We start from the raw sequence: 15,058 nt of genomic DNA on the forward strand, positions 1-15,058 counted from the left end.
GAAAGCCAAAACCATTCGGGGCTCCTCCTTCGGGAGGGGCCCTTTTTCTTTGGCCTCCGCGAGGCTGGAGTAATCTGGACAAAGCCCCTTCGCCTGACCAAGCTGCGCCGGCACCCACCGACCTGACTTCTGGGAGATTTGAAAATGGCCAAGGTAATCCGCGTCCACCAGCTGGGCGGCCCCGAAGTCCTGCACATCGAGGACATGGCGGTCGGCGATCCTGGGCCCGGCGAAGTGCGCATCAGGGTCGAGGCCGTGGGCCTCAACCGTTCCGAGGCGATGTACCGGGCGGGCCGCTATCCGGTTACGCCCCGCTTGCCGAGCCTGATCGGCTACGAAGGGGTCGGCACGATCGAGGTGATCGGCGCCGGCGTGACCGATTACAAGCAAGGCGACCGGGTCTGCGTGCTGCCGATGATCCAGCAGGGCCAATACGGCATCTGGGCCGAACAGGCGATCGTCCCGGCGCGCATCCTGCTCCCCGCCCCGCCCGGACTGTCGGCGGCCGAAGCGGCGTCGATCTGGATGCAGTACATGACCGCCTTCGCGCTGATCGAGGTCGCCGATGTCGGCCTCGACGACGGCGTGATCGTCCGCGCCGCGTCATCGAGCGTCGGGATCGCCGCGATACAGCTCGCCAACTGGGCGGGCGCGGTGTCGATCGCCGCCACCCGCACCAGTGCCAAGGCCGACGCGTTGCTGGCGCAGGGCGCCGCGCATGTGGTCGCGACCGAGGAGGAAGACCTGGTCGAGCGCGTTATGGGCATCACCAACGGCAAGGGCGCCTACGTGGCGTTCGACCCCGTCGGCGGGCCCTATGTCGAAACTCTGGCGACCGCGCTGCGCCCGCGCGGCATCCTGTTTGTCTACGGCGGCCTGAGCGAGCAGCCGACGCCCTACCCCCATTGGCAGTGCGCCTTCAAAGGCCTGTCGATGCGCGGCTGGGTCGCGAGCGAGATCTGGAACCACCCGCACCGCTTCGACCGTGCGAAGGATACCATCCTTGCCGGCCTTGCGGGGGGTGAGCTCAAGCCGGTGATCGCACGGCAATTCTCGGGCCTCGAAGCGCTGCGCGAAGCGAACGAGTTCCTCGAATCGAACGACCAGATCGGCAAAGTCGTCGTGACGTTCTGACCGAGAGGCCGTCTACTTGGTCGCGGCGCCCGGCTGCCGGGACTGCTGCATCTTGAGCATTTGCTGCATCACCGCGTCCAGCCGAGCGATGCGGCTTTCGATGGTCAGCCTCGCCTCGCTGCCTTCGGGGGCGCGATGGGCGGCTTCCGCCCATAGGCCGCGCGCGTCGAGGAAGTTGCCGGCCTCGAGCTGGTAGACGCCGACGAAGAACGGCACTCCCGGGCTTTGCGGCGCGGCCGCCTCCGCGCGGCGATAGGCAAATTGCGCCGCCGGCGTCATCGCGCCGTCGGCCTGCGCGACGAGATTGTTGCCGAGCGCCAGCCATGCCTCGCCGTCCTTTGCATCGTCGCGCACCGCGCCGAGAAGGAAAGTCGCGGCATCGGCGAATTTGTCACGACGGGCCAGGCCATCGGCGATGATCACAGCGTTGTGATGGCTCCATTGCTCGCTGGGCAGCACGGCCCGGCGCAGCTCGACGAGATTGGCCCCTTCTCCCTCGACAAGCGGCGCGGCGACCTTGGGTGCCCCGGGCACTTCGGGAGAGCCTTGCGCGGCGTAGCCGGCGAGGCCCAGGGCCAGCGCGGTCAGCGCGGTCGTCCAGGCTGGGCGCGGCAGCCGGAACAGTAGCGCCATCGTCGCGAACGCTACCGCCGCCAGCCCCAGAACCAGCGCCCAGATCATGCCCGCTCCCCCAACCGGCGCCGCACTATCAACAGACCCAGCAGCAGCAGCGCCGCCGGGATCGCGAACAGCGGCCAGGTCACACGGGTGACGCGCGGCTCGTAGCTGATGTAATCGCCGTAGCGGCCGATAAGCCATCGGCGGATGTGCCCCGGGCTTTCGCCGGCGGCGATACGGGTGCGGATCTCGCTGCGCATGTCGCCGGCCATCGAGGCATCGCTATCGGCGATCGACTGGCTCTGGCAGGTCAGGCAGCGCAAGGTCTCCATCAGCGCCTGCGCCTTGGCTTCGAGCCTGGGATCGTCGAGTTGGCGGTAGGCGTAAGGAGCCGGCGGCAGCGAATCCTGCGCGGCCGCCGGGGCGGCGAGCGCGATTACCAGGAGGGCGAACAGCCACTTCATCGCTTGGCATCCCGCAGCCGGGCCAAAAGATCCGGCACGTCTTCGGGACGAATCTCGCCGATATGCTGGTGGCGGATCACTCCCTTGCCGTCGACGACGAAGGTCTCGGGCACGCCCGACGAGCCTATCAGCAGTTGCACGGTGCGCACGTTGTCCGCCCCGATCCGGCTGAACGGGTTGCCATAGCGGTTGAAAAAAGCGGCAAGGTCTTCCGGCCGGTCGCGGACGGCGACGGCGACGATCGGCGCGCCCCGGCGCTCGAGCTCAGCGAGCTGCGGCGCCTCGGCCGCGCACGGCACGCACCAGCTGGCGAAGACGTTGACCAGATGCGGGGTTCCGTCGGCGAGATCGGCGCTGGAGAGGCCCGGGCGCTGCTCGATCGCGGGCGGCAGCGCGAATTGCGGCATCGGCTGGCCGATCATCGCGCTCTCGACGGTGTCGTTCTTCGGCCGCGAGAGCTGCAGCGCGAACAGGCCGAGCAACGCGGCGAACGCGGCCAGCACCCAAAGGCTCCAGCGCACGCCCTTCATCGCGCCGTCTCCGCGCGGCGGGCGGCGATCCGGCGCGTGGCCACGCGGCGGCGCACGTCGACCGACACCCGCCCGATCAGCGCCAGCAAGCCGCCAAGGCCGATCAGCAGCCCGCCGAACCAGATAAAGGTGACGAACGGCTTCCACCACAACCTGAGCTGCCAGCGCCCGTCCTGCGTGGCCCCGCCGACGACGGTGTAAAGCTGGCCATTCCAGCGGGTCAGCAGCGCGGATTCGCTGGTCGTCTGGGGCGGCGCCCAGAACGTCCGCGACTGCGGCGCGAGCATGTGCCCCGCCCCGCCCTTATAGCTGGCCGAGAGGCGGCCTTCGAGCGCGGTCCAGTTCGGCCCCGCGACCGGCTCGACCGCGGTCAGGCGGACCTGCCACGGGCCGACCTCGACCATATCGCCGACGCCTGCCGCGCTCAGCTTCTCGACCGTGAAGGCCGTATCGACCGACATTCCGAATAGCGCCACGGCGACGCCGAAATGGGCGATCGCCATGCCCCAGACCGGTAACGGAAGGCGCTTTAGCGATCGTCCCTGCAAAGGCAGGAAAGCGGCCACGGCGACGACGGCTGCGAGCGAAACGCCGAGCAGCGGAAACAGCGCAAGCCCCGCGATCAGCCACATCGCCAACAGCACGACCAGCCCGGCAGCAGCGATCGCGATCACAGCCGGCTTGACGCGGGCGAACCGATCGCGCCGCCAGCGCAAGAGCGGACCGACCGCAAGCACCAGCAGCATCGGGAAGACAAACGCCGCGCTCACCGGATTGAAGTACGGCGGTCCCACCGAGACTCGCACGCCGAAAGCCTCGGTGACCAGGGGGTAAAGCGTGCCGAGCAGCACGATGCCCAGCACCGCCGACAAAGCGACGTTGTTGATTACCAGTGCCCCTTCGCGACTCAGGGGTGCAAAGCGCTCCCCCTCGGCAATCGTGTTCGCCCGGGCGGCAAAGAGCACCAGCGCGCCGCCGATGTTGATCGCCAGCAGCGCGAGAATGAAGGTGCCGCGTGTCGGATCGACGGCGAATGCGTGCACACTGGTGAGAATCCCGGAGCGCACCAGGAAGGTCCCGATCATGCTCATCGAGAAGGCGATCACGCCGAGCATGATGGTCCAGGTACGCAAGGCGTCACGCGAGGCGAGCACGCTCGCCGAGTGGAGCAGCGCGGTCGCCGCGAGCCACGGCATCAGCGACGCGTTCTCGACCGGATCCCAGAACCACCAGCCACCCCAGCCAAGCTCGTAATAGGCCCAGTAGCTGCCGGCGGTGATGCCGAGGGTGAGGAAAATCCAGGCGCCGAGAATCCACGGGCGCATCACCTTGGCGAAATCGGGCGTCACGTTGCGCGTCAGCAACGCGCCGACCGCGAAGCTGAACGCGATCGAAAGACCGACATAGCCCATGTAGAGAGTCGGCGGATGCATCGCGAGGCCAATATCCTGCAGCAGCGGGTTGAGCCCGTTGCCCTCGGCCGGAGCCGGAGAAATCCGTGCAAAGGGGTTCGAGGCGAACAGCAGGAAGGCGTAAAAGCCGAGACCGACGAATGCCTGCGCGCCAAGCGTCGCGAGCATCGTCCGTTCAGGCAGCCGGTGCTCGATGAGCGCGATCAGCCCGCCGGCCAGCGCCATGATCGTGACCCACAGCAGCATCGAGCCTTCGTGGTTCCCCCATGCGCCGGCGATCTTGTAAATCATCGGCTTTTCGGAGTGCGAGTTCTCGGCCACGAGCAGCACCGACAGATCGGTCCGCGCGAAGACCCACAGCAGCATCAGGAAGGCGACACCGCACAGCAGCGCCTGGACGACGGCGGCCGGCCGCACCACGCTCGCCAGTGTCTCGCCACCCGCGCGTTGGCCTAGCGACGCGGCGACCAGTTGCAGCGCCGCCAGGGAAGCGGCGAGCCACAAGCAGGCGAGGCCGAATTCGGCGATCATTTCGTCTCGGCGACCGTTTGGCGCGCCTGCTGCTTGCTCATGTCCTGCAACTCGCGGGGCACGTAGTTCTCGTCGTGCTTGGCGAGCAAGTTGTCGGCGACGAACGTGCCGTCGATCATGTGTCCTTCGGCGACCACACCCGAGCCTTCCTTGAACAAGTCGGGCGCAATGCCGGCAAAAGTCACCGGCACCTGGCCGTGGCCGTCGTCGACCACGAAATGCATCGTCACGCCGTCGGGCGAGGTCTTTAGCGTGCCGGCCCTGACCATCCCACCCAGTCGCACGGCGCGATCCGCCGCTGGGGGATTTGCGACGATTTCGCTCGGAATGTAAAAGTAGCTCGCCTGGTTCTTGAGCGCCCACGCGGCCAGCGCGCCCGCGGCGAGGATCGCCGCCAGCGCCAGCACGACCAGGACGAGCCGTTGATGTTTGGGCTTGAAGGCCGCTGTCATTTTGCCCGTGTCTCCTCGCGACGCTTCTCCGCCCGGCGCATGGCGAGCCAGCTCCAGGCGACGAGCGCCAGCGTCGCGCCGATGCCGACCGCGTAGGCGGCGATCACAAAGGGCCACGGATCGAGCGCCTCGCGCATCAGGCTTCCATCGCTTTGCGGCGAAGCCGGGCATCTGCCTGGATGCCGGCAAGCAGCGCTCGCATGCGCGCCAGCACGACCCCGGCGAAGATCAGCGTAAAGCCGAGCGAGGCGGCGACCAGCCCCCACAGAAACGGGCCCGCCATGCTCGAGCCGCCCCAGCCGAGGCTCGGCGGCTGATGCAGGCTGTTCCACCAGATCACCGAGTAATGGATGATCGGGATGTTGATCGCACCGACAAGGCCGAAGATCGCCGGAATCCGGCTCGACCCGCCTTCGCGTTGCACCGCGCCGGCGAGCGCGATGTAGCCGAGGTAGAGGAACAGGAGCACCAGCATGCTGGTCAGCCGGCCGTCCCACACCCAGTACGTGCCCCAAGCCGGGCGGCCCCACAACGAACCGCTGGCGAGGCAGAGTGCCGCGAACACCGCCCCGGGCACGGCACTTCCACGAGCGGCGAGGGCGGCAAGCGGATGGCGCCAGACCAGCTCGACCAGGCTGGCCACGGCAATCGCGCTCCAACCGGCCATCCCGAGCCAGGCCGCAGGGACATGGATGAACAGGATACGCACGGTCTCGCCCTGGAGCTGCTCGGCAGGCGCGTAGAACAGCCCGTAGATCAGCGCCGCGGCCGTGATCGCTAGGCCCGACAGCAGCAGCGCCGGCGTCAGCGGCCGGGCGATGCGCAAAAAGCGGGTGGGATTGGCAAAGGCGTGCATGATCTGGGGGCTGGCGCCGCGTTAGAGCAGCAGCCGGGCGCGCTCAAGCGCGGAAGCTGTGTGCTCGGGAACATTCCTGAGCGGTTTGAAGGCCACGGTCGAACTTGCGGGCAAATTGTCGCAGAACGTTTGACTTTTACAAAAGCAAGGCAGAACCTGTCGGCACAACAAGACAAGGAGGCCGGCTGGCCCCACTTTGCAGGGAGAGAATCGATGAGCGGCATTGTTTTCCGTAAGCAATTCGTGCGTCTTGGCCTCAGCACCGCGGCGTTGGCGGCGGGCCTGCTGGCCGGCGGCACCGCCTTCGCCCAGGACGCCGCTCCACCGGGCACCCCGCAGAACACTGACGTCCAGGCAAACGGCGAAGCGACGAAGGACAGTAACGGGCAGATCATCGTCACCGGTTCGCGCGTCGCCCGCAGCACCTTCGAAACGCCCAGCCCCGTGACTGTCCTCAACGCCGAGGATATCGAGAAACTCAACCTCAACAACGTCGCCGAAGTCGTCGCGCAACTGCCGTCCAACTCCAACTTCTTTGCCGCGAACAATGTCGGCCTCGGCAACTTCAACGTCGGCGCGCAACTGGTCAACCTGCGCGGCCTCAACCCATTCTTCGGCACGCGCACTCTGACCCTGGTCGATACCAAGCGCGTGGTCCCGACGACCACCGGCGGCGGTGTCGATATCACCCTGATTCCCTCGATGCTGGTGGCACGCACCGAAACCGTCACCGGCGGCGCCTCGGCGGTCTACGGTTCGGATGCCGTCGCGGGCGTGGTCAATATCATCCTCGACACCAAACTGCAGGGATTCAAGGCACAGGCGGACTTCAGCCAGACGACGCACCACGGCGACGGCGACCAATTGCACGCCTCGGCCGCTTACGGCACCGCCTTTTCCGACGACCGCGGCCACTTCGTCGTCGGCGGCGAGTACCAGAAGACCGATGCGATCGGGATCTGCTCGGCCGAGCGCGGCTGGTGCGGCCAGAACTACGGCTTCTTCACCAACCCCGGCTACACCACCAACGGCCAGCCGCACTACATCATCGGGCCAAATGCCACTTCGGCGAACACCAGCCTCACCGGCGTCCTGGCCCCTTGCACCGTGTTCGTGGCGGGTCCCGGCGTGTGCGTCGACGTCGTGCCGGTAAGCGGGCCCCCGGTGCAACTCAACGAGGCCGGCACAGGGGTCATCCCGTTCGACCGCGGACTTTATTCCAGCGGCGCCGGATTCTTCGGTTTCCGCCAAGGCGGCGACCAGTATGCGGTCGGTGCCTATGACACCACGACGATGCGCCCGAGCGTCAAGCGCTGGAGCACCCTCGCCCACCTGACCTACGAATTCAGCCCGGCGGTGACCGCCACGCTCGAAGGGTCTTATGCGCGCAGCGAAGCGGTCAATCCGGTCGCCAACGGCGCGATCGGGCCTTACGCGCTCGAGGTCGCCGACTTCACCTACGTCGGCTACCACATCGCGCCCGATAACGCCTTCCTGACGCCTGCCGTAGCCGCCGCGATCGGCCCGAACGGCGCCCAGTTCGGCCGCAACATGGTCAACGTGCAGACCGCGCGAAACGAGACAAACAATTCGACATGGCGCGTCGTCGCCGGACTCAACGGCGACATCGGCGGCAGTTGGCAGTGGGACGCGTACTACGAGCATGGCGTCAACAAGAATAACCAGCACCTCTATCACAATGTCGTCAGCACACTGCTCGGCTACGCGCTGGACGCCGTGCGGACTCCAGGTGGCATCGTCTGTGGCGTCACCATTCCCGGCCGGATCAATCCACGCACGGGATTGCCGTACTCCGCCACGGACGTGGCCAAAGCGGCGGCGGCCGGCCCGTGCACGCCGCTCAACCTGTTCGGCATCGGCAACACCGATCCGGCCGCGGTCGAATACGCGTTCCGCACGCTCGAGGAGTTCTCGACCTACAAGCAGGACGTCGCCGCTTTCAACCTGCGCGGCAATCTGTTCGATGGCTGGGGCGCTGGACCCGTCAAGCTGGCGGCCGGCGGCGAATGGCGACGGGAGCACGGCAATGTGACCCACGATCTCGCCAACCAGCCGTGGTACACCGATTACACGCTCAGTTACGGTCTCGATTACGGCGGCACCATCGACGTGATGGAGGGCTACGCCGAGCTCAACGTGCCGGTGTTCCAGGATTGGGCGCTCGGCAAGTATCTCGAGCTCGACGGCGCAGTGCGCGGCACGCACAACAAGAGCACCGGCACCGCCGGGGCCAACGACGGCCTGTCGAAATCGCACAGCTTCATCACCTGGAAGGCGAGCGCGATCTGGGACATCAACGACTGGCTGCGCCTGCGCGCTACCCGCTCGCGCGACGTTCGTGCGGCGCAATTCCGCGAGCTGTTCCAGTCCTATGCGGTCACCGCCGGCGGACCGTTCGGCTCGGTCAACAACCCGTGGAACCACGGGATCACCGATCCGGTCTTGTCAACCACCGGCGGCGATGTGAACCTCAAACCGGAAAGAGCCGACACGCTCACGCTCGGCGTGGTTCTCTCGCCGAAGGACGGGTTCCTCTCGCACTTCCGCTTCTCGGCCGACTGGTACCAGATCACCATAGAGGACGCGATCGTTGGCCCGCCGTTCGGCCTCGGGGCCCAGAACATTGTCGCTCAATGCTATCAGGCCGCCGGCCAGACGGGGCCGCTAACCGGGCCCTTCTGCGATCGGATCACGTTTAACACGCCGTTGGATCCCACTGCGGACCCGAGATCTGACCTCGGTTCGGTCAACAACAAGGCCGCCAATCTGCAGGGGTTCACCACCCGCGGCATCGATTTCGAAGCCGCTTACACTGCGCCCATGGGCGACGGCACGTTCAGCCTCAGAGTGCTGGCGTCGTATTTGTACGATCAGCTATTCGCGCCCGGAACCGGCGCCCCGACCCGCAACTACGCCGGTCAATCGGGCCCGACGGCCGCGTTCGGCAGCTTCAACACCGCGCCGAAATGGCAGGGCAACGCCTTCGCCACCTATACCGAGGGTCCGTTCAGCGGCACGGTGCAAGTACGCTATATCGGAGCGGGCCGGTTCATGACCGTGACCGGCAGCGGCGGGCTGGCGATCGATCCGAGCGATCCGAACTACAGCACGACCGACCCCAACAGCATCAGCAACAATCACGTGAACGATGCCGCGTATGTCAACTTATCGGCATCGTACGAGATCACGCCCAATATCCAGGTGTTCGGCTCGATGAACAACTTGTTCGACACCGATCCGGTGGTCGCGCCGGGCGGCAACGGCTACCCGACCAACCCGGTCTACTTCGACACTTACGGGCGCACTTGGCGCGCCGGGGTGCGGGTCAAGCTATAACCGGGGCTTGAGTCGCCCGGGTCGTAGCCAAAAGAAGGGGGCTCGGCTTTCCGTAGCCCCCTTCCATTTTGGTGCGCCCGACAGGATTCGAACCTGTGGCCCCCAGATTAGGAATATGAATCCGGCGTTACCCAGCCGTTCCCATAAGGCCCCTTGCCTCTCGAAAGACTTGCCTTGACCTTCGAATTTGTTACCGCAACTTCCTATGAGTAGCGGCAGATTCGTTACCCCGTTACCCGAGTTTGGGTAACGGCATTTTCGGACGAGGAAGGGCACAAGACGTGGCGGGGCTGACAGAGACCACGATCAGGGAAGCCAAGGCGCGCGCCGGGGAGCGCGTTGAGCTGGCAGACGACAAGGTTCTGGGGTTGCGGGTCCGGGTAGGGTCCGGCGGGTCAAAGACTTTCATGCTTCGCAAGCGCGTGGGAGGCAAGCCGGTTAACCTCACAGTGGGAAGATGGCATCCCACGGCGTTCACCTTGGCGGACGCCCGCAAGAAAGCGCGGAGCCTGACAAGTGACCTAGAGACCAGCGGCGATGCACTAGCGAAAGCGAAGGCACTCACCAAGGCATCCAAGGCCCCGACGGTGCGGACCATGTTTGACGACTACCTTGTTTATATACGTGACGGAAAGAAGAACCGGGCGTGGCAGGAAAGTGAGCGAATATTCAAGAAGCACGTCCTGCCGGTGATCGGCGACAGACTCGCAGATACGGTCACGCGCGGGGACGTAACCCGCCTAATCGATGGGATCGATGCGCCCGGCGCGGCGCGAGGTGCGCATGCGCAAATCAGCGCTTTCTATACTTGGGCCATGCCCCGGCTCGACAACCTACCGGCGAACCCGGCTCGAGACGCCGGCCGACCCCCGAAGTTCAAAGCCCGCGAACGCATTCTGTGCGATGCCGAACTGGCGGCGCTGTGGAAGGCTTCCGACGCCGAGCCGTTCCCATGGCGCGCTGCGATCAAGCTCCTCATCCTGACGGGCGTTCGCCGGGAAGAAGCCTTTGCCGCCGACCGTGCCGAATTTGACTTGAAAGGGGCGCTTTGGACCATCCCCGCCGAGCGCGCGAAGAACAGGAACGCGCACCTATTGCATCTGTCTGGCGCGGCAGTCGAAGTGCTCAAGTCGGTCCCCGTAATCGGGGAAAGCCCCAAGCTGTTCCCGGCCTCGCGTGGCGGTGAAGGCCATGCGAGCGGCTACAGCAAGGCAGCGGCGCGTATGCGGGACAAGGTAGCGGAAGAAACTGGCCTACCGGGTGATTGGACATGGCACGACATTCGTCGCACCGTCGCCACGGGCATGCAGCGCCTTGGGGTGCGCCTAGAGGTCACTGAAGCAGTGCTAAACCACGTCTCCGGGACGCGGGCCGGCATCGTCGGCGTGTATCAGCGTCACGATTTCGCAGAGGAAAAGCGCCATGCGCTGGACCTGTGGGCAGCGGAAGTTGCCCGCATCGCGAGGGGCCAGGAGCGTGGAAACGTGGTCCCGATGCGGAGCGCCGAGTGAAACGGCGGGGACGACCGGAGAAACCCGCAGAAGCAATCGGCATCGAGGCGTGGCAGGTGTGGACGTTCCTAGACGAACGCATAGGCGCCGGATGGAAGCTTGAAGCGGCTGTGCAAGCGGCTGTCGATCATTTCGGCATCAGCCGCGCCCAGGTGTTCAAGCATATCGACTTGTCGGAAACGGTCGCCATGATGTTCGCGCTGCGCCTCGGCGAGGATGTGGATCAAGAGGAAGCCTTTGCGGCGGTTGGCCTGCAAGGGCTTCTGAAAAGGCTAATTAATTAGACTCGCTTCTTGCTGACGCGCGGGAATCCATGAGTATCAGCAGGGTCGTCTAGAAAGAGGCGGCGCCCTGTCGTCTCAAGCAAGAAAGCGAGACGACATGCAATACGAACCTACCGACCCCCTGCTAAGGATCGCCGACGTCAGGAAACTTACCCGGCGCTCCACCTCACGCATCTATGCCGACATGAACGCCGGCCTCTTTCCCCGCCCCATCCGCATCGGCACCCGCGCCGTGGCGTGGCGCGAGAGCGACTTGATCGCGTGGCTGGGCCATCGCGTCGCAGAGCGCGATCAGAGGGAGGCGGCATAATGAACGGCTATAAGAATCACCCAAACAATGTGTGCCGGTTTCTGGTCAAGAAAATACTCGGTAAGCACATGCTCAAGAAGCCCGCGTTGGCTGTTGAACTGACCGCCGATGGCAAGACTACCTTCTACGAGTCTTCCGGGTTGGTTTACGCTACGGTCGACCCCAGCCGCGGTGCTGCGGCGTTCGCCACCAAGACCTTGAACGACCTTGGCCGTGAACTTGGGCTGCCATTCAAAGTAGGGCTTGGCCTGTTCACACCGGATGGGCGCGCGACGTTCATCGCCTCTCCCCTCGATCAGCAGGGGGCGGCGTGATGCATAGCGAGCGCCACGAAGCTCTCGAACGAAAGAGTCCCACCGCGAAGATTCTCCACTGGTCCACGGTAGCGCCATGGCGCGGGATCAGAGTAAGTCAGCAGACTGTCGTGGGTCCAAACGACGTCCTTATGGATGACGGATGGAACATCATCAGAATGCCGCTGCTCGTGGGGAAGCCTTGCTTCGGTCAACCTACCGCCTTTGCAAGACATGGCGGCCCCCAACCAATCCTGCACCCAGTGCGCGGACTATTGCCGTCTCGGTGCATGCGGTGTTCGGCGAAAGACGCCTGCGAAAACGTGGCGAAGAAGAGGCTTCGGGTTACGACGAATGTCCAGGATGCTTTTCGTGCTTTCGATAGGGCTGGTGGCACTTATGGACTCGGGAATCCGTCAGACTGTCCCACGGCACAGCGACAGTTCGATGCGCTAGTTCACGCACTCGTAAGACATGGCGGGTTTACCAGCTGCAACGACGCAGTCGTGGTGGCGCACTACGAGAGCGCAAGGGACGAAGCTCGCCAGCTCGCCGCAAAGAGGAAGCGCGTAGCGCGACTCAAGGCGGCTAGGCGCGGTGACCTCGACGACGAAATGCTCGCCCTCTTGGAAGACCATAGGCTGTGGCGCGAAGCTCAACTTAGACTGGTCCTTCGAAAGTCCGAATTACCGGCGCGCATCGCGAGGCTGCCACTAAAATCGGCCCGACTCACTGCGGATGCTTGGCTTGCCCGCTTGGTCCTCACGCTCCGCCGCGCACCCGTGAATCATTCAAGTGTCGCGTCCGAGATGATGAGACACCGACCCACTAGCTATAGGAACCACAATGCGCTCCGGCAGAGAGTGGAGAATGACCTGCTGCGAGTGGACTTGCTGGAACGCTATTGTGTGCCGGGGCACAACACATCTGTGTGGCCGCGGTTCGATCTGAAGCAAGCACTACGTGATTCTGAGCAGCTGACCCACTACAAAGCTATGGCGGCCTAACGCCGCCAGCCAATGGGGATTGCTCCCTACCTAGTGGCCAAGCGTAAGCAGTCGCGCGTCCGAACTGCTCGAAGCCAAACATGAGGAACTCCGCGGGGTTCGCCGGCTACAAACGGCGTCCTGCTCGAATGAGAATAATCTAAAGATTATTCACGCAGGTCCCGCAAAAGCGGGGACGCTGCGGAGTGTCTCTCAAACATCACTCATCCGGCGTGCCCAAAGTTCGAGGCACCAGCCAGCAGCCATTCCCGGCGCGCCGCGCCCACGCGCGTTGCGACACGTCAGGGCGGTGGACGAGGGCTAACTCGGCGGTCCCTCGGATGACATGACTGCACTGACTAGCGAGTCGCTCGGGCGTCCGCGCTTACCTTCGCCGCTACCCCAGCAAACCCATCACGAACCCACGCGCGTCCATCGAGCGCGACACCTAAGCTGCACGCACCAACCAACACAAACCAACACAGGGAGACATGATCATGCGTTTACAGTTTTTCAGGATCGAGCCTGGCAATGACCCAGTGATGTTCATCGCTGCGCGCAACGAGCCTCACTGTGCGGAGATCTTCGTAACTTGGGATACCGCGTCCGGTCGTCCGCATCAGGAGTTCTCGACGGAGCGCTTCTATCGGCAGCTGCCGCCGGACATGCGGATCGGCCTCGATGACATGCTGAACGCGGGCATCTGGGGCATCGCTGATTACGATCCGCTGTTTGGCTGGCATGTTCGCCCGCCGGAGTGATGCGACTGCCGGGAGCCCCTAGACGAACACTTCTATGGGGCTCCCGGCCAATGCTCCTCCAGCTCCTGGACCTTGGGTTTAGTAGCCGCCGCGCATCAACCTATCGACCGAGACCTTGAGCTTGCACTTCTGGTCAATGAAGATGCCGGTTTGGCACTTCTTGTAGGGGCTGCTAGCGGGAAGCCGAGTTTCGAAATACGTTATCAATAACCCCAGCGCCACGAAGCCGGCGATAACTAGCAAGACCATGTCGGCTCGGCAAATGGATGCTTTTCGAATCTCTTTATAGTCCATTTTTGATCCTTCCGTCGGGATGGTGCGTCGATCTCGTGGCGGTTCGGAAACCGACGCGGCAGCTCTGCCTTGAGCTGGTTCAATACACACTATAGTTGATAACCCGCAATCATCACCTGCGGCACTGTCCGCGGCATGGACATGCGCCTTCTGGTCGGGCTGAACTTTCGCAAGCTTCGCGCTGCCAAGGGACTGACGCAGGAGAGGGTATCCGAACTCACCGGCATTTCTCAGCAGTATCTGAGCTCTCTTGAGGCAGGGCGGCGCAATCCGACTGTGGTAACGCTGTTCGAGTTGACCGACCCTCTAGGCGCCATGCCGATGGACCTCCTGCGGCCCATCGAGGAGGCAGACTAATGGTTCGTCGAACGGACCACTGACACCCTTCGGCGCAGTCCCCAACGTCGAATTCATTGCCCACCCGACACCCGCGTTCAACGCTCTCATAGTGACCTCACCAACAGCAACTAGTGAGGTTCACATGAAGATCTTTCGAGCTACCGAGCTGCGCATCAACCCCATCCCGATCGTCGCCGACGACATTCACCACGCGAGCCACTCGCTCCTCTTCGCGCTCTACGAAGGGCTCAGGCATTGGCCCGGAGTGTCATACTCGATCGGCCCTTGGGAGCCCCCATGCGACATGGCGCCGGACATCCTCAAGAAGGTTGCCGAAGAGCACGCCGGCGGGCTCGCACACTTCGTTGAAGATGGATGGGAAGTCATCCGCTCGGACCCGCACCGAACCTGGTGATCCCTCCGCCGTTGATGAGGTGGCCGTGCGCCCGCCTCTACAGTCTCGGCACAATATCAAACGCACCGACGGCCATTGTCGTCGGTTCCGAACAGGAAAGAGCGGATTTATGGCTAAGGCAAATAACAAGGTGGTCAACTTGGACCCACATGGCGACTACCCTCTGGCAAATTCAGAGGCGACCCGCATGCTCGCGGCAGGTCTGGAACACGCTGCCGAGGACAAGGGTTGGTCTCAGCGCACCATCGCCAAGATGCTCAACTACAGGGCCTCCGTGGTGCTGAGTCACATGGCCTTGGGTCGAGTGCCCATCCCGATCGACCGCGCACTCCAGTTCGCGCGACTGCTCGGCATGGACACGGCGAAGTTTCTCCTGGCCGTGCTTGAACAGCGCCACCCGGAGATCGACTTCGTCAAGGTTCTCGGCGCTACTGCGAAGACCTAGGGCAGCGCCCCCGATCGTGCTAACGCTCAATGAGTTGGTCGCAGCCGCATCGGTTCGATCGGAGTG

General features: G+C 64.3%; 18 protein-coding genes. 10 read left to right on the plus strand and 8 right to left on the minus strand.

From position 1 onward, the window contains the following. Window positions 1-144: 144 nt before the first annotated feature. Window positions 145-1,134 carry a zinc-dependent alcohol dehydrogenase family protein gene (locus tag G7B69_RS02255; protein ID WP_166175677.1) on the plus strand — a complete coding sequence of 330 codons (990 nt, stop codon included), beginning with the start codon at window positions 145-147 and terminating at the stop codon, window positions 1,132-1,134. A 12-nt stretch (window positions 1,135-1,146) separates the two neighbouring features. On the opposite strand, the gene G7B69_RS02260 is transcribed toward G7B69_RS02255, so the two are convergent. From G7B69_RS02260 to ccmC, 7 genes are read right to left on the minus strand one after another with little or no spacing between them, the layout of a single operon-like run. Further along, window positions 1,147-1,815 carry a tetratricopeptide repeat protein gene (locus G7B69_RS02260; RefSeq protein ID WP_166175679.1) on the minus strand — a complete coding sequence of 223 codons (669 nt, stop codon included), beginning with the start codon at window positions 1,813-1,815 and terminating at the stop codon, window positions 1,147-1,149. Then, window positions 1,812-2,216, minus strand: coding sequence for a cytochrome c-type biogenesis protein (locus G7B69_RS02265; protein WP_166175681.1), 405 nt, complete (start codon window positions 2,214-2,216; stop codon window positions 1,812-1,814). The genes G7B69_RS02260 and G7B69_RS02265 overlap by 4 nt, the downstream gene beginning before the upstream one ends. Continuing rightward, window positions 2,213-2,746, minus strand: coding sequence for a redoxin family protein (locus tag G7B69_RS02270; protein ID WP_166175683.1), 534 nt, complete (start codon window positions 2,744-2,746; stop codon window positions 2,213-2,215). Before G7B69_RS02270 ends, G7B69_RS02265 begins: the two co-directional genes overlap by 4 nt. After that, entirely contained in the window at window positions 2,743-4,689 is a 1,947-nt protein-coding gene (locus tag G7B69_RS02275) for a heme lyase CcmF/NrfE family subunit (RefSeq protein ID WP_166175685.1), read from the minus strand. The genes G7B69_RS02270 and G7B69_RS02275 overlap by 4 nt, the downstream gene beginning before the upstream one ends. Next, window positions 4,686-5,141, minus strand: a complete 456-nt coding sequence (gene ccmE / locus G7B69_RS02280; protein ID WP_166175687.1) for a cytochrome c maturation protein CcmE — start codon at window positions 5,139-5,141, stop codon at window positions 4,686-4,688. Before ccmE ends, G7B69_RS02275 begins: the two co-directional genes overlap by 4 nt. Next, window positions 5,138-5,278: a hypothetical protein gene (locus G7B69_RS02285; protein WP_166175689.1), complete on the minus strand. Its 141-nt coding sequence runs from the start codon at window positions 5,276-5,278 to the stop codon at window positions 5,138-5,140. The genes ccmE and G7B69_RS02285 overlap by 4 nt, the downstream gene beginning before the upstream one ends. Then, the gene (gene ccmC, locus G7B69_RS02290; RefSeq protein WP_166175691.1) at window positions 5,278-5,997 is read right to left on the minus strand and encodes a heme ABC transporter permease CcmC; all 720 of its coding nucleotides are present in this window, start codon (window positions 5,995-5,997) and stop codon (window positions 5,278-5,280) included. The genes G7B69_RS02285 and ccmC overlap by 1 nt, the downstream gene beginning before the upstream one ends. Before the next feature lie 213 nt (window positions 5,998-6,210). Here ccmC and G7B69_RS02295 point away from each other — a divergent pair, with 213 nt between their 5' ends. The 6 genes from G7B69_RS02295 (at window position 6,211) to G7B69_RS02320 (ending at window position 13,499) form a co-directional block, all read left to right on the plus strand. Next, entirely contained in the window at window positions 6,211-9,354 is a 3,144-nt protein-coding gene (locus G7B69_RS02295) for a TonB-dependent receptor domain-containing protein (protein WP_166175693.1), read from the plus strand. A gap of 281 nt (window positions 9,355-9,635) precedes the next feature. Beyond that, entirely contained in the window at window positions 9,636-10,865 is a 1,230-nt protein-coding gene (locus G7B69_RS02300; protein WP_166175695.1) for a tyrosine-type recombinase/integrase, read from the plus strand. Beyond that, window positions 10,862-11,149, plus strand: a complete 288-nt coding sequence (locus G7B69_RS02305; protein WP_166175697.1) for a hypothetical protein — start codon at window positions 10,862-10,864, stop codon at window positions 11,147-11,149. The genes G7B69_RS02300 and G7B69_RS02305 overlap by 4 nt, the downstream gene beginning before the upstream one ends. 97 nt (window positions 11,150-11,246) lie before the next feature. Beyond that, on the plus strand, window positions 11,247-11,459 hold the full coding sequence (locus tag G7B69_RS02310; RefSeq protein ID WP_166175699.1) for a helix-turn-helix transcriptional regulator: 213 nt from the start codon (window positions 11,247-11,249) through the stop codon (window positions 11,457-11,459). After that, entirely contained in the window at window positions 11,459-11,773 is a 315-nt protein-coding gene (locus G7B69_RS02315) for a hypothetical protein (protein ID WP_166175701.1), read from the plus strand. The genes G7B69_RS02310 and G7B69_RS02315 overlap by 1 nt, the downstream gene beginning before the upstream one ends. 1,462 nt (window positions 11,774-13,235) lie before the next feature. Continuing rightward, window positions 13,236-13,499: a hypothetical protein gene (locus G7B69_RS02320; RefSeq protein WP_166175703.1), complete on the plus strand. Its 264-nt coding sequence runs from the start codon at window positions 13,236-13,238 to the stop codon at window positions 13,497-13,499. Between the two features lie 78 nt (window positions 13,500-13,577). Here G7B69_RS02320 and G7B69_RS02325 read toward each other — a convergent pair whose 3' ends face one another. Beyond that, on the minus strand, window positions 13,578-13,793 hold the full coding sequence (locus G7B69_RS02325) for a hypothetical protein (protein WP_166175705.1): 216 nt from the start codon (window positions 13,791-13,793) through the stop codon (window positions 13,578-13,580). A gap of 135 nt (window positions 13,794-13,928) precedes the next feature. Here G7B69_RS02325 and G7B69_RS02330 point away from each other — a divergent pair, with 135 nt between their 5' ends. The 3 genes from G7B69_RS02330 (at window position 13,929) to G7B69_RS02340 (ending at window position 14,992) form a co-directional block, all read left to right on the plus strand. Then, window positions 13,929-14,150: a helix-turn-helix domain-containing protein gene (locus tag G7B69_RS02330; RefSeq protein WP_166175707.1), complete on the plus strand. Its 222-nt coding sequence runs from the start codon at window positions 13,929-13,931 to the stop codon at window positions 14,148-14,150. 124 nt (window positions 14,151-14,274) lie between these two features. Further along, on the plus strand, window positions 14,275-14,547 hold the full coding sequence (locus G7B69_RS02335; protein ID WP_166175709.1) for a hypothetical protein: 273 nt from the start codon (window positions 14,275-14,277) through the stop codon (window positions 14,545-14,547). Window positions 14,548-14,656: 109 nt separating this feature from the next. Continuing rightward, window positions 14,657-14,992, plus strand: a complete 336-nt coding sequence (locus tag G7B69_RS02340) for a helix-turn-helix domain-containing protein (protein ID WP_166175711.1) — start codon at window positions 14,657-14,659, stop codon at window positions 14,990-14,992. The last annotated feature ends 66 nt before the right edge of the window (window positions 14,993-15,058 follow it).

The organism is Croceibacterium segetis, assembly GCF_011320115.1.
GTDB lineage: Bacteria > Pseudomonadota > Alphaproteobacteria > Sphingomonadales > Sphingomonadaceae > Croceibacterium_B > Croceibacterium_B segetis.

What these genes read in the sequence shown, in the direction of transcription:
- G7B69_RS02255 (WP_166175677.1), top strand. Translation starts at nt 145, where the DNA reads ATGGCCAAGGTAATCCGCGTCCACCAGCTGGGCGGCCCCGAAGTCCTG.
- G7B69_RS02260 (WP_166175679.1), bottom strand. Translation starts at nt 1,815, where the DNA reads ATGATCTGGGCGCTGGTTCTGGGGCTGGCGGCGGTAGCGTTCGCGACG.
- G7B69_RS02265 (WP_166175681.1), bottom strand. Translation starts at nt 2,216, where the DNA reads ATGAAGTGGCTGTTCGCCCTCCTGGTAATCGCGCTCGCCGCCCCGGCG.
- G7B69_RS02270 (WP_166175683.1), bottom strand. Translation starts at nt 2,746, where the DNA reads ATGAAGGGCGTGCGCTGGAGCCTTTGGGTGCTGGCCGCGTTCGCCGCG.
- G7B69_RS02275 (WP_166175685.1), bottom strand. Translation starts at nt 4,689, where the DNA reads ATGATCGCCGAATTCGGCCTCGCCTGCTTGTGGCTCGCCGCTTCCCTG.
- ccmE (WP_166175687.1), bottom strand. Translation starts at nt 5,141, where the DNA reads ATGACAGCGGCCTTCAAGCCCAAACATCAACGGCTCGTCCTGGTCGTG.
- G7B69_RS02285 (WP_166175689.1), bottom strand. Translation starts at nt 5,278, where the DNA reads ATGCGCGAGGCGCTCGATCCGTGGCCCTTTGTGATCGCCGCCTACGCG.
- ccmC (WP_166175691.1), bottom strand. Translation starts at nt 5,997, where the DNA reads ATGCACGCCTTTGCCAATCCCACCCGCTTTTTGCGCATCGCCCGGCCG.
- G7B69_RS02295 (WP_166175693.1), top strand. Translation starts at nt 6,211, where the DNA reads ATGAGCGGCATTGTTTTCCGTAAGCAATTCGTGCGTCTTGGCCTCAGC.
- G7B69_RS02310 (WP_166175699.1), top strand. Translation starts at nt 11,247, where the DNA reads ATGCAATACGAACCTACCGACCCCCTGCTAAGGATCGCCGACGTCAGG.
- G7B69_RS02315 (WP_166175701.1), top strand. Translation starts at nt 11,459, where the DNA reads ATGAACGGCTATAAGAATCACCCAAACAATGTGTGCCGGTTTCTGGTC.
- G7B69_RS02320 (WP_166175703.1), top strand. Translation starts at nt 13,236, where the DNA reads ATGCGTTTACAGTTTTTCAGGATCGAGCCTGGCAATGACCCAGTGATG.
- G7B69_RS02325 (WP_166175705.1), bottom strand. Translation starts at nt 13,793, where the DNA reads ATGGACTATAAAGAGATTCGAAAAGCATCCATTTGCCGAGCCGACATG.
- G7B69_RS02330 (WP_166175707.1), top strand. Translation starts at nt 13,929, where the DNA reads ATGGACATGCGCCTTCTGGTCGGGCTGAACTTTCGCAAGCTTCGCGCT.
- G7B69_RS02335 (WP_166175709.1), top strand. Translation starts at nt 14,275, where the DNA reads ATGAAGATCTTTCGAGCTACCGAGCTGCGCATCAACCCCATCCCGATC.
- G7B69_RS02340 (WP_166175711.1), top strand. Translation starts at nt 14,657, where the DNA reads ATGGCTAAGGCAAATAACAAGGTGGTCAACTTGGACCCACATGGCGAC.